The sequence below is a fragment of the Allostreptomyces psammosilenae genome (genome assembly GCF_013407765.1).
Classification (GTDB): domain Bacteria; phylum Actinomycetota; class Actinomycetes; order Streptomycetales; family Streptomycetaceae; genus Allostreptomyces; species Allostreptomyces psammosilenae.
Genome location: NZ_JACBZD010000001.1, coordinates 1,420,253 through 1,432,589, shown reverse-complemented (window position 1 = coordinate 1,432,589; position 12,337 = coordinate 1,420,253). Strand labels below are relative to the sequence as shown.

Genomic DNA, 12,337 nt, shown 5'->3' with positions numbered 1-12,337 from the left:
CCCAGGGGGCGCGGCGGGACCGGCCGCGGGCGGCGCGGGCGCCGCGTCGGGCCCGTGGCGAGCGCCCGACGCGGCGCCCGCCACGGGCCTCAGGCCGGTTCCACGCGCCCGACGACCTCCCCGAAGCCGATCCGGGTGCCGCGCGGGCCGGGAGCGGTCGCGCCGACGGAGACCGTGTCGCCGTCCGCCAGGAAGGACCGGCGGGTGCCGTCCGGGAGGTCCAGCGGCTCCTGGCCGGCCCAGGACAGCTCCATGAGCGAGCCGCGCTGGTCGCGCCGCGGACCGGAGACCGCGCCGGAGGCGAACAGGTCCCCGGTGCGCAGCGGGGCACCGCCCACGGTGAGGTGGGCCAGCTGCTGCGCCGGCGTCCAGTAGGTGGTGGCGAACGGGGGGCGGGAGACCGGGTGCCCGTTGAGGGCGATCTCCAGGGTGATGTCCAGGCCCCACGGTTCGCCGTCGCGGTCGTCCAGGTAGGACGGCGGGGCGACGTCGCGGCGCGGCGGACGGACCCGGGCCTCCTCCAGCGCGTCCAGCGGCACCAGCCAGGGGGACACCGAGGTGGCGAACGACTTGCCGAGGAAGGGCCCCAGCGGCTGGTACTCCAGCGCCTCGATGTCGCGCGCCGACCAGTCGTTGACCAGGCAGACGCCGAAGACGTGCCGCCGGAGGTCGGGCAGTGCCACCGGGAAGCCGGGCGGGGTGGGAAAGCCCACCACGAAGCCGATCTCGGCCTCGATGTCCAGCCGCCGGCTGGGGCCGAACACCGGCGGGGCGTCCGGCGCCGGCCGGTAGGCGCCGTGCGGCCGGCGGATGGGCGTGCCGGAGACGACCACCGTGCCGGCCCGCCCGTGCCGGCCGATCGGCACGTGCTTCCAGGCGGGCGGCAGCGCCGGCCGGCCGGGCCCCAGCATGGCGGCCATGTTCGCCGCGTGGTGCTCGTTGGAGCAGAAGTCGACGTAGTCGGCGACCTCGAACGGCAGGTGGGAGGTCACCTCGGCGCGCGGGTACAGGTGCGGGGTGAGCGTGGCGCGGTAGGACGGGTCGGTGAGCCAGGTGGTGACGGCGCGCCGCACCCGGGTCCAGGTGGGCCGGCCGGCGGCCATCAACGGCCCCAGGTGCGGGGCGTCGAGCAGGTCGGCGAAGACCGCCCCGGTGGCGCGGGACGCGGCGGCGAGGTCGAGCACCCAGTCGCCGACGGCCGTGCCGATGCGGCGCCGGCCGGCCCGGCTCGGACGGCCGGCCACCCCGTCCGACCGGGCCGCGCGGGTGCGCGGGGTGAAGACGCCATAGGGCAGGTTGCGCACGCCGAACGGGGAACCGTCCGGCACGGGCAGCCACGGGGTGGACACGGGCGACGCTCCTCGGTGGGTGGCGCGGGGCGCGGATCAGCCCGGCGCGCCGGCGGCGGGCGCGGGGGGAGTCAGCAGGCCGAGGGTCACCAGGTCGGTCAGCGGCTCGGTGATGCCGCGGGTGCCGTAGGAGACGAAGCGGGCCCGCGCGGCGGCGGCCTGCTCCGGGGTGAACGCGCGGACGGCGGCGGCCAGGGCCGGTGCGGACGGTTCGCGCAGCGCCTCGACGATCTCCCGCGGGCCGCCGCCGCGGGTCGCCCGCTCGGTCGCGACCAGCACGTTGAGGAAGCCGTGGTGGACCGCGCCGGTGCCCAGGTCGAGGTAGCGGGCGGCGCGGTGCAGCCCGGCGGTGAGCTTGAACGGCAGGGCGCGGGCGACGCAGCCGGCCAGGAAGGCGGCGAGTTCGGCGGTTCCCGGGAACGCCTCCGGGGTGAGGCCACCGGTGCGCAGCTTGGCCCGCTGGCCGACGGCGGCGAGCACGTCGAGGACGGCGGAGAGCAGGTCGGCCTCGTCGTTCCAGGGGCGGGCGGCCCAGCAGGCCCGGGGCAGTTCCACGGCGCCGTACACCGGCTCGGTCTCCTCCGGCTGGTCTTCCGGCTGGTCTTCCGGCCCGATGGGGGGCGCGGCGGAGGGGGCGGACGGGGCGGAGGAGGTGGGCGCGGACGGGGCGGAGGAGGTGGGCGCGGGGGTCGGTCGAGCCGTGGGGAGGTGGGCGCTGAGCGCCTCCGCGGCGTGCCGCACGCCCTCGGCGCACGGCGCGTCGTGGTCGGCGACCACCTCGACGCCGCGCAGCGACAGGCGCGGCTCGGCCAGCGCGGCCCGGATCGCCGGCGCCACGTGGGTGCTGCCGCCGGGCACCACCAGGACCACCGGTAGGGGCTCCACGGGTGGGGCGGCGCCGTCCGGGCGGGCGTCCAGCGCGGCGCGCAGCTCCTCCAGCCGGGTGTCGGGGCAGACGAAGGAGCCGATCAGCGCCCGGTACCAGGCGGCGTGGTACCGCCGGTGGGCGGTGACCGCCTCGGGCATCGGCGTGTTGGCGGGCGGGAAGAGCGCGGCGTCGTCGCACATCGCCCGCAGTACCGGCGGCACGGCGGCCGGGGCGTCGGCGTGTGCGGCGGTCATCGGGACGGCCCCCTGCCGGGGTGCGGCCCGGCGTGGCCCGGGCCGGCATCGACGACGGCCGACAGGACGCCGCGGCGGTACGGGAGGGAGCACCCCGCGGCGAGGCCCTCCTCCCCCATCGGTTCCTCGGGGTACGGGCCGCCGTCCGGTCGCCGGTGCCGGGTGTGCCGCTGGGGCGGGACGGAGCCCACCCGCCGGTAGTACGCCATGGTCGTCCTCACGCTTTTGCACCTCGGCCGGCCGCGCGGCCGGGGACGGCCGGGGTGGCCCGGGCTCGGGAGGCGACCCCTGACGCCGGCGGCCGTCGGCCGGCGGGTTCTCCTTCGAGCATGGCCGCCCACGGGGATCGGCACAAGCGAGCGGGGCCACCCGGAGGCAACCGTCCGACGGCGGGCGGCGACCGGCCGACGGCGGACGGCGACCGGCCCCGTCGTGGCGGGGCGGGCGCGGGGGCGGGGCCGTTGGCGCCGGGCCGTTGGCAGGCCGCCCGCAGGGCCGGGGCCGGCGGCGGCCAACCGGACGACCGGGTCACCCGACCCGGTGGATCGCCTCCACGGATCACCTCGGCGGCGACCTTCAGCCATAAAGGGCCGTGACCCAAGTGGAGCATCGTGGTCACCCTCCGCATCGGGCAGATATCTGATGCGCTTTTCAGTGAATCCGTTCACCGCACGATCCTCCGAGGGAAGTGAGTCATGCCGGGGAAGGTCCCGTTTCGCTCCGTCGCGGTGCTGACCGCGTTCACCACCACCACGGCCGGCATAGCCGGAGCCCTGGTACTGGGCCTGTCCGGCGCACCACCGGCCGCCGCGCTCGACGACGGCCTCGCGCTCACACCGCCGATGGGGTTCAACAACTGGAACGCCTTCGGCTGCGACGTCAGCGAGCAGTTGATCAGGCAGACCGCCGACCTGATGGTCAGCACCGGCCTGAAGGACGCCGGCTACACCTACGTCAACATCGACGACTGCTGGTCCACCCACGAGCGGGACGCCTCCGGCCGCCTGGTCGCCGACCCGGAGAAGTTCCCCTCCGGCATCGCCGCACTGGCCGACTACGTACACGGCCTGGGCCTGAAGTTGGGCCTGTACGCCGACGCGGGCACCGCGACCTGCGCGGGCTACCCCGGCAGCCTCGGATACGAGGAGGTCGACGCCCAGACCTTCGCGGAGTGGGGCGTCGACTACCTCAAGTACGACAACTGCGGCAACGAGGGCCTGACCTCGCCCGAGGAGACCGAGGCCCGCTACCGGGCGATGGGCGACGCCCTGAAGGCCACCGGGCGGCCCATCGTCTACTCCATCTGCGAATGGGGCCTGACCGACCCGGCCCAGTGGGCGGCCGACGTCGGCCACCTGTGGCGGACCACCTGGGACATCTCCGACGACTGGGACAGCCTGTCCTCCATCGTCGAGACCAACATGCGGCTGGACGAGGCGGCCGGGCCCGGCGCCTGGAACGACCCCGACATGCTCCAGGTCGGCAACGGGGGCATGACCGACACCGAGTACCGCACGCACTTCGGCCTGTGGGCGATCATGGCCGCGCCGCTGCTGATAGGCACCGACCTGCGCACGGCCACCCCGGAGACGATGGAGATCCTGCTCAACGAGGAGATCATCGCCGTCAACCAGGACCCGCTGGGCGTCCAGGGCCGGGTGGTCGCGGAGAGCGACGGCCTGGTGGTGTTCAGCAAGCCGCTCAGCGACGGCGGCCACGCCGTCGCGCTGTACAACTCCACCGACAGCGCGGCGACCGTCAGCACCACCGCGGCCGAGGCGGGGGTGGCCGCCGCCGACGGCTACACCCTGCGTGACCTGTGGACCGGGGCCGTCACCTCCAGCGCGGGCACCATCGCCGCGGCCGTGCCGGCGCACGGGACCGTGCTGTTCCGGGTGGAGGCCGACCTCGCCGGCTCGGAGGACCTTCCGGACGCCGGGCTCGGCGCGGACATCGGGCTCGGCGCGGACGCCGGGCTCGGCGCGGACGCCGGGGAGGCGGTCGGGGACACGGTGGGTGACGTGCCGGGCCTACATCCGGTGGGGCTCGGTGGCGCGGCCGTGCCGATGACGGGGTGGCCCACTCAGCCAGGCGCCTCCCGGCGCATGCCGTCCGCCTGAGCTGCTGGACCCGGGCGGGCTGCTGAAGCCGGGCTTGGGCATCCGGGCGCGCCCTCGCGGCCCGGCCTGGGACACCCGGCCGCCTGGGGGCGCCCGGCACGCTGTTGCACTCGGGCCCGGACTGCTGTTGCGCTCGGGGCCTGGGACACCCCGGAGCATTCAGATGGCTGGGCACTTCCGTGACTGGGCACGGGGCACTCGCGCAGAAGCACAGACGGCCAGAAGCACAGACGGCCGGGGTGGCGAAACCTTTCACCCCTATCCCCCCTATTGGGGGCTCGCGACCCCCTTCTTCAGGATCCCATGGGGGCATGATGGGCCGCAGCCCCCGCCGGCAGCCCTGTGGAAAACTCAGGGCGTATTCATGACAGGTCTTCACGCCGACGCCGCTTGGCCACCTTGGATGCCATGGCTACCTGGGCACCGGACGGGCCGGCCCGAGGTGCTACAGCCCTTGAAGCATGGCTCAACCCCGGCCATTCCCAGCGCTCGCTCTGGGAATGGCCGGGGCCCCCAACAATGGCCCGACCTCGATATGCCAAGCGCGGCCCAGTCATCGGCGTGACCCTGCGGGCCCCCTGCGCTGCCCTGCCCCGGCGGGGCAGGGCAGCGCAGGGGAGAAACCTTTCCTCCCCGTCCCCCCATTGGGGGATCGAGGGCCCCTTCTTCAGGATCCCACGGGGGCATGATGGGCCGCAGCCCCCGGCAGCAGACCTGTGGAAAACTTCGGGCACGCTCATGACATGTCATCAACCCGCCGGGACATGCAGGTTCGTTCTCGGGGAAGCTGAGTGCGTCTGCCCCGAGCTCTGGGGCTTCGCTCTCGGGCAAGCCATGCGCATCTGCCACGAACTCCGAGGGCTCCACTCTCAGACGAACCAAGCGCATCTGCCACGAACTCCGAGGGCTCCACTCTCAGACGAACCAAGCGCATCTGCCACGAACTCCGGGACTCGGCTCTCGGGCAAGCTGCCAACGCGTCTGCGACGTGCTCCAGGGCCTTGCTCTCAGACAAACCAAGCGCGCCTGCCACGAACTCGGTGCCTGGGTCTCCCGGACCGCGAGCCTGGCCGATCGAAACGGGCAGCCCTACTGCCGTCCGCGTGGCCTTCCGGGTGCGTGCAGCACGCAGTCGCCGCAGGGCGTGGCGGGTACCAGGTGGTAGAGACAACAGCTGTGCCGCCGGTAGAAGGCGCCGTCCGGCGGCGTCCCCGCCGCATCAGTGGATCGGCCGCCCCCGCCGGCCCCGGCGCCCCCACCGGCCCGACCGGCCGGGATGCCGGGCAGGGCACCGGCCGGCACGGCGAGGCGGCCGAGCCCGTCGAAGGGCGGCGCGGTCAGCAGCCCGTGCGCGATCCGCCAGGCGCGCGCCGCCAGGTCGCCGCCGGGCGGGCCGAGCGGGTCCCCGTGGCCGGTGAGGTGGGCGGACGCACCCAGCAGGCGGGCCGCCGCGGCCACGGCGGACGCCGCGTTCCCCAGCAGCACCCGCTCCGAGATCGCCCCCTGGGCGCGGAGCGCGGCGCCCAGCGGTGCCAGGTGGCGATCCACCAGTTCCTCCCGCACGACGTCCACCACCAGCCGCATCGCCTCGGCGGGCGGCAGGTCCGGCGCCGGCGCGCGGCCGGCCGGTCCCTCCCCCGCCCAGCGCAGTCCCAGTTCCAACGAACCCCCGGGCGGCACCCGCCACAGCACGCGCCGCGGGTCCAGCTCCGGCACCAGCCCGTCCTGCGCGGCGCAGGCGATCAGCGGGCTGCACAGCCGGGCGGCCAGCCCTTGCGCGAACACCGAGGCGGCCACCCGCCACCGGTCGGTGCCCAGCCGTCCGCCCACATGGGCGACGCGCTCGGCCAGCTCCCGCGGTCGGGTCGGGTCGTACAGGTCGGCGAGCGCGCGCCACCCGTCGGCCGGTGGGAACGCCGTGGCCGGTCCGCCGCGCATCTCGAAGAACCCGCCGTGCAGGCCGGCGGCCTCCAGCGCCTCACGTGTCCGCCGGGAGTGGGCGGGGCGCACGGCACCGGTGCTGTGGTCGGTGGTCATGGGGTGGCGCTCCGGCGGTCGTTCGGTCCTCCGGGCCGCGCGTCGGGGCGGGGCTCCGGGGAGTGCGGGGCCATCCCATCACACGGGGCGGGCGCGCCGGGTTCGGGGACGGGGCGGGTTCGGAAACGGGACGGGCCTGGGGCACGGGACGGCCCTGGCACACGGGCGGGCGGCCGGGCGGGTGGCTGGTTCCGGCGTGGCGCAGGTTTCGGTCGGCGCCACGGGGCAACTCGCCCGGCCATGGTCAACTTCACTGACATGTTCACCGGGGCGACCCGCTGGGAGCGGGCGCAGGTCCTGGATCCGGCCGTGGCGAAGGTGCGGGGGTGGGTGCGGGCGGTGCCGCTGGGGCAGCGCACGCGCGACGTGCTGCACGGTGTTCCGCTGGGGCACGCCCTCCATCCGGCGCTGGTGCAGTTGCCCATCGGGGCCTGGATGTCGGCCGCCGCACTGGACCTGTCGCGCCGCCCCGAGCACTCCGACGCGGCGCGCCGGCTGGTGGGCCTGGGGGTGCTGGCGGCGGCTCCGGCCGCCGTGGCCGGCTGGGTGGACTGGGCCGAGCAGCACCAGCCGCAGCTGCGGGTCGGCCTGGTGCACGCCTCCACCAACGGCCTGGCGATCAGCCTGTACGCCGCCTCCTACCTGGCGCGCCGGGCCGGTCGCGGGCCGCTGGGTCGGGTCCTGGCGATGGCGGGGCTGACGGCGGTGTCGCTCGGCGGGATGATCGGCGGGCACCTGGTCTCCCGGCAGGCCAGCGGGGTCAACCACGCCGAGGAGGTGCCCTACGTGGTGCCGGGTGGCTGGCAGGACCTGGGGCCGCTCGCGGACCTGGCCGAGGACCGGCCGGAGCGGCGGATGCTGGGCGAGACCGCCCTGCTGGTGGTGCGTCACGGCGAGCAGGCGTCCGTCCTGGCCGGCAGGTGCAGCCACCTGTCCGGCCCGCTGCCGGACGGTGAGCTGGACGTGGCGGACGGCTGCGTGACGTGTCCCTGGCACGGCAGCACCTTCCGGCTGGCCGACGGCGCCGTGGTGAGCGGCCCGGCCATCGCCCCGCAGCCGGTGTTCCAGACCCGCGTGGTCGACGGCCGGCTGGAGGTGCGGCTGCCGGAGTGAGGGCGGGGGCCGGGCGACGGTGCGACGGCCCGGGGGTCGGGGCCCCGGGGGGGGCGACGGCGCCCCGGGGCGCGGCCGACCGGGGAGGCGTGTCATGGCGTGTAGAACGCCCGGTGCTCCGCCCGCCCGCCGTGGAGGGAGGGGGCGGAGCACCGGGCGCGGTGGTTGGTGCCGGACGGTGGTGTGTGGGGCGGCGCCCCGGTTCACCACCGGCCACGGCGCACCGGCCCGCGTCGGGCCGCCATCCGCCGGGGCGCCATCCGGCGGACTGCCGTTGGGAGGGTGGCCGCGCGCGGGACCGCGCCGTACCGCCCGGAGGCGAGGCGTCCCATGGCGTGCCGTCCGGTCGGGAACGGCCCGGCCGGCACGGAGCGCCGTGCCCTGGCCCGTTCCGGCCGGTGCCGCGCCATGCCGGCGCCCCGCCCACCCCGCCCGCTCCGGGCGCGCCGGCGGACCAGCAGGGCGCCGACCACCGCCGCGGCGAGCCCGGCGCCGATCAGCGGGGCGAGGCCACGCCCCGGTGTCCGCCCCAGCGCGCCCGGCGCGACCTCGCTGATCCGCTGTCCGGCGGCGCCCACCCGCTCCCCCGCGGCCGAGGCACGGTCGCGGGCACGCCGCCCGGCGCCGGCCGCGCGCCCGCGCAGGCGGTCGGTGACGTGGGCCTTGCTGGCCAGCGCCTCGACCGTGTCGCCGAGTTCCGCCCTGGTCCGCTCGATGTCGCGGCGGATGGCGTCGGGATCGTCCGCCCGGCCGGCCGCGGTGTCGCCGGTCGCCGCCGAGGCGGTGCCCAGGTTCGCCCCGCCGGTGCCGTTCACCCGGGTGATGGCCGGGTCGTGTCGATGGATCGTCAACGGTGCGTCCTCTCCCTGAGTTCGGCGACGTCCTGCCGGAGGCTGTCCACCGCCCGTCCCGGCACCGGCGACGCGGCGCGCCGCATGCTCGCCCGGCCGGCCAGGGCCAGCACCCCGGCGACGAGCAGCAGGAAGACACCGACCACCAGCGCGGCCAGCCAGGCCGGCCAGACCAGCGCCAGGGCCAGGATCACGGTGCCGATCAGCGCGGCACCGCCGTAGAAGGCCAGCACCCCGCCCGCGCCCATCAGTGAGGCGCCCTTGCCCGCCGCACGCCTCTTCTGGGCGAGTTCGGCGGTGGCCAACCGCATCTCCTGGCGCACCAGGTGGGACAGCTGGCCCGACGCCTGCTTGATCAGCTCGGCGGTCGAGGCGTCCGACCGTGGTGGGGCGGCGGTCACCCCGGTGTGCGGACGTGTATCGACGGACATGCTCCTCGCCTCCTCGGAATCCGCTCGGAATCCGCGATGGACCCGCGAATACCCGGACGCGATATGACTAATCGAAGGAAAACCGACGCCCGCGTGCCCGCCGGACCGCCCGGCGGCCCGGTCTCACCGCGCGCCGTCGGAGGCGTTCAGCCGTTCCAGCAGCTCGGCCGGGTCCCGGTAGATCTCCTGGGCTCCGGCGTCGACCAGCTCACGCAGCGAGATGCCGCCGGTCAGCACGCCGATGAAGGGCACCTCCAGTTGGGCGCAGGCCCGCGCGTCCCACACCGTGTCACCGACGAACACGGTGTCCTGGGGCAGGCTGCCGGCCAGGTCGAGCGCCGCCCGGACCAGGTCGGGGGCCGGTTTGGACTGCTCGACGTCGCCCGAGCTGGTCGCGCCGGCGACCGCGTCGTCCGCGTCGAGGGCCGCCCGCATCGCGGCCAGTTCGGCCGCCTGGGCGCTGCTGGAGAGCACGACCCGCAGGCCGCGGCCGGCGCAGGCGCGCAGCAGGGCGGCGGCGCCGGGCACCGGATTCAGCCGTCCCCACCAGGTGGCGTACAGGGTGCCGTGCGCGGCGCGGATGGCGTCGTCGGCGGAGCGGTCCCGGTCGGCGGGCAGCACGGCGTCGAGCAGCCGGTCCGACCCCATGCCGACCGCCCGGTGGACGACCCACATGGGCACCGGGTGGCCGTGCTGCCGCATGGCCTCGCCCCAGGCGACGGCGTGCAGGTAGTTGGTGTCCACCAGCGTGCCGTCGACGTCGAAGATCACCGCCGTGACCGACGGATCCGCGAGCAGGGTCGCCATCTAGGGGCCGCCCTCCCGCTTCTGGCGGAGCCGGGCCTCGGTCTCCCCGTCCGCCCCGCGGCCGGTCTCCCGGTCGCCGGGGTCGATCTCGCGGCCCACCGGCCGGCCGGTGCGCTCCTCGTCCTCGCGGGCGAGCATCGCCGGGTCGGGGCCCTGCCCCGCGGATCCGGCCCGTTCCTGCTGCTCGTCGTCGCCGCCGGCCACGTTGGGCGTGCCGGACACGCCGATGGGTGACGGCTCGGCGCGGCGCTCGCCGCCCCGGCCGGGCGCGTCGGGCCGGGCGCTGTCGCCGGGGGCGTTGGGGCGGACCATCTGGGCGTCGCCCATGTCGCCCCCCATGTTGTGCAGGAAGCCGCCGGACACGGCGGAGCGGGGCGGCTCCTCGGCTGCCGCGCCCTCCGCGCGGTCCCGCCGCTCCGGTTCCCGCTCCCGTTCCTGCTCCTGCTCCTGCGGGCTCCGGGCGTCGCCGCCCGGTTCGTCGTCCCGTCGCATGCCTGCCTCCTCGGATCGCGCTGGACGGATTCGACCCCACCCTGCCGGGGCCCGGCGTCAGCGGAAGGCGGCCTTCTGCACCTTGTCCGGGCCGTCGTACTCGCCGTCGGGCAGCGCGCGCAGGCTGTTCAGGACGGTCTCGCTCGCGCCGCTGCTCTCGGCCTTGTCCACGATGTCCTGCTTGCTCGCCGGGTAGTCGACGCCGCCCAGGGCCTTCTGCAGTTCGATGGGGTTCGGCTTGTCGCTCGCCATGGCGGGCTCCTTCTGTGTCGTGTTCCGTCGCGTGGGCGTCCCGCGCCCTACCCCAATCGGGTCGCCCCATGCGCCGGGCGCGGGGCCGGCGGGTGGGGCGACCGGGGGATCGCGGGCGGTGCGGGCCGCCGTTTGGCGCCCGGCCGCGCGGGTACCCGGCGACGGTGTTCCCGGGGACGGGCGGCCGTCCCCGCGGCCCTTATCCCCGCGAGATCGGATTGCCATGAAACTGGGAAGCCTCCGACCGCTGTACGACCATCCCGGGCCGTTCGCCACCGTCTACCTGGACGTCTCCGGTGACTCCGAGGACGCCAACCGCCGCCGCGCCCTGCGCATCCGTGACCTGGCCGACCAGCTCGCCGCCCAGGGCGCCGACGCCACCGTGCGGCGCACCCTCATCGACGCGGTGACCGACCTCGCCCCGGAGGAGTTCGGGGCGTTCCCGGGACGCGCGATGGTCGCCTCCGGGAAGCAGCTGCTGCTGGACGAGCCGATGGCCGCCCCGCCGGCCACCGATCCGGGCATCGCCTCGTGGGGTCGGCTGCCGCACCTGACGCCGCTGATCGCCCAGTGGGGGGAGGACCCGGTATGCCTGGTGGCCCGGGTGGACCGCACCGGCGCCGACTTCGAGGTCCGCACGCTGCACGGGCGGCGGCCGGCCGGCAGCACCGAGGGGGAGCGCTGGCCGCTGACCAAGGTGCGCGCCGGCGGCTGGTCCGAGGCGCGTTACCAGCGCAGCGCCGAGAACACCTGGCAGCACAACGCGCAGGCGATCGCCGAGGACCTCACCGACCTGTGGCGCCGCAGCGGCGCCGAGGTCCTGGTGGTGGCCGGCGACGTGCGGGCGCGGCACGCCCTGCTGGCCCGGCTGCCGGAGGAGCTGCGGCGCCTGGCCGTGGAGACCGACCGGGGCGGTCGGGCGGCGGGCAGCTCCGAGGCGTCGCTGGACGAGCAGGTGATGGCGGCGGTGCACCACGTGGCGGTGGAGCGGATGCTCTCGGCGGTGGACGACTTCCGCAACGCGGCGGGCAGCGGGAACGCCGCGCAGGGGCTGACGGAGGTGCTGGACGCCGCCGTGCAGCACCGGGTGGCCACGCTGCTGCTGCAGCCCGGTGGTGACGCGGCCACCCACGAGGTGTGGGTGGGGACGGCGCCGGACATGGTGGCGGCCGACCGGGACGCGATGCTGGCGCTGGGCGCCGACGCCTCCCCGGCCAGGGCGGAGGACGCGCTGATCCGCGCGCTGGCGGTCACCGAGGCGGAGGTGGTGCTGGTGCCGTCGTCGGAGGCGCCGGCGCGGGACGGCTGCGGGGCGCTGCTGCGCGGGGCCGCCCAGCCACACCTGACGGGCTCCGCCTGACACCGGGTCCACCCCGGGGCGCCGGAGCGGGGCGGGGCCCGGGCGGTGGAGGACGTGCTCCTCGTCGCCCGGGCCCCGCCCCGCCCGCTCCCCGCCCCGCCCGGTCCGTCCGGGTCCCCGCCCGCGGCGTTGCCGCCCCGGTCGGTGGCCGCCGGGTCAGTGGATCTCGCGGGCCCGGGCGCCCTCGCGGGTGCGGCCCCGGGTGACCTGCCGGTGGGGGTGGCGGCGCAGGTACTCCTGCTCCAGCTCCGCGGTGCGTTCGGTGTGGCGGTCCAGGGCGTCGTCGGAGCCGTGCAGGAAGGTGTCGTGCCGGGTGGCGTGCAGGTGGGCCAGCTCGTGCATGAGGACCGCGTCCTCCAGCTCGGCGGGGTCCACGCCGTGCGGGTGTCGCTCCGTCATCTCA

General features: G+C 76.3%; 13 protein-coding genes. 3 read left to right on the top strand and 10 right to left on the bottom strand.

What is annotated here, in order from left to right:
• Positions 1–89 precede the first annotated feature (89 nt).
• From FHU37_RS05670 to FHU37_RS05660, 3 genes are read right to left on the bottom strand one after another with little or no spacing between them, the layout of a single operon-like run.
• On the bottom strand, positions 90–1,349 hold the full coding sequence (locus FHU37_RS05670) for a fumarylacetoacetate hydrolase family protein (RefSeq protein WP_179813117.1): 1,260 nt from the start codon (positions 1,347–1,349) through the stop codon (positions 90–92).
• Between the two features lie 36 nt (positions 1,350–1,385).
• On the bottom strand, positions 1,386–2,471 hold the full coding sequence (locus tag FHU37_RS05665; protein ID WP_179813116.1) for a hypothetical protein: 1,086 nt from the start codon (positions 2,469–2,471) through the stop codon (positions 1,386–1,388).
• Positions 2,468–2,692 carry a hypothetical protein gene (locus tag FHU37_RS05660; protein ID WP_179813115.1) on the bottom strand — a complete coding sequence of 75 codons (225 nt, stop codon included), beginning with the start codon at positions 2,690–2,692 and terminating at the stop codon, positions 2,468–2,470. Before FHU37_RS05660 ends, FHU37_RS05665 begins: the two co-directional genes overlap by 4 nt.
• 474 nt (positions 2,693–3,166) lie before the next feature.
• On the opposite strand from FHU37_RS05660, the gene FHU37_RS05655 reads away from it, so the two are divergent.
• Complete coding sequence (locus FHU37_RS05655) at positions 3,167–4,591, top strand: glycoside hydrolase family 27 protein (RefSeq protein WP_179813114.1); 1,425 nt, start codon at positions 3,167–3,169, stop codon at positions 4,589–4,591.
• A 1,089-nt stretch (positions 4,592–5,680) separates the two neighbouring features.
• On the opposite strand, the gene FHU37_RS05650 is transcribed toward FHU37_RS05655, so the two are convergent.
• Entirely contained in the window at positions 5,681–6,628 is a 948-nt protein-coding gene (locus FHU37_RS05650) for a ferric iron reductase (protein ID WP_179813113.1), read from the bottom strand.
• Positions 6,629–6,868: 240 nt separating this feature from the next.
• On the opposite strand from FHU37_RS05650, the gene FHU37_RS05645 reads away from it, so the two are divergent.
• Entirely contained in the window at positions 6,869–7,741 is an 873-nt protein-coding gene (locus tag FHU37_RS05645) for a Rieske (2Fe-2S) protein (protein ID WP_179813112.1), read from the top strand.
• A gap of 203 nt (positions 7,742–7,944) precedes the next feature.
• Here FHU37_RS05645 and FHU37_RS05640 read toward each other — a convergent pair whose 3' ends face one another.
• From FHU37_RS05640 to FHU37_RS05620, 5 genes are all read right to left on the bottom strand, one after another.
• Entirely contained in the window at positions 7,945–8,592 is a 648-nt protein-coding gene (locus FHU37_RS05640) for a DUF3618 domain-containing protein (RefSeq protein WP_246449587.1), read from the bottom strand.
• Positions 8,589–9,023, bottom strand: coding sequence for a phage holin family protein (locus FHU37_RS05635; RefSeq protein WP_179813111.1), 435 nt, complete (start codon positions 9,021–9,023; stop codon positions 8,589–8,591). Before FHU37_RS05635 ends, FHU37_RS05640 begins: the two co-directional genes overlap by 4 nt.
• A gap of 123 nt (positions 9,024–9,146) precedes the next feature.
• Positions 9,147–9,830, bottom strand: a complete 684-nt coding sequence (locus FHU37_RS05630) for an HAD family hydrolase (protein ID WP_179813110.1) — start codon at positions 9,828–9,830, stop codon at positions 9,147–9,149.
• Positions 9,831–10,322 (bottom strand): hypothetical protein, encoded by a 492-nt coding sequence (locus FHU37_RS05625; protein WP_179813109.1) that lies wholly within the window; start codon positions 10,320–10,322, stop codon positions 9,831–9,833.
• Between the two features lie 57 nt (positions 10,323–10,379).
• Positions 10,380–10,574, bottom strand: coding sequence for a DUF2795 domain-containing protein (locus FHU37_RS05620; protein WP_179813108.1), 195 nt, complete (start codon positions 10,572–10,574; stop codon positions 10,380–10,382).
• Between the two features lie 223 nt (positions 10,575–10,797).
• On the opposite strand from FHU37_RS05620, the gene FHU37_RS05615 reads away from it, so the two are divergent.
• On the top strand, positions 10,798–11,934 hold the full coding sequence (locus tag FHU37_RS05615; RefSeq protein WP_179813107.1) for a baeRF2 domain-containing protein: 1,137 nt from the start codon (positions 10,798–10,800) through the stop codon (positions 11,932–11,934).
• A gap of 156 nt (positions 11,935–12,090) precedes the next feature.
• Here the strand turns inward: FHU37_RS05615 and FHU37_RS05610 are convergent, their stop codons facing one another.
• Positions 12,091–12,333 (bottom strand): DUF6158 family protein, encoded by a 243-nt coding sequence (locus FHU37_RS05610; protein ID WP_179813106.1) that lies wholly within the window; start codon positions 12,331–12,333, stop codon positions 12,091–12,093.
• Positions 12,334–12,337 lie beyond the last annotated feature (4 nt).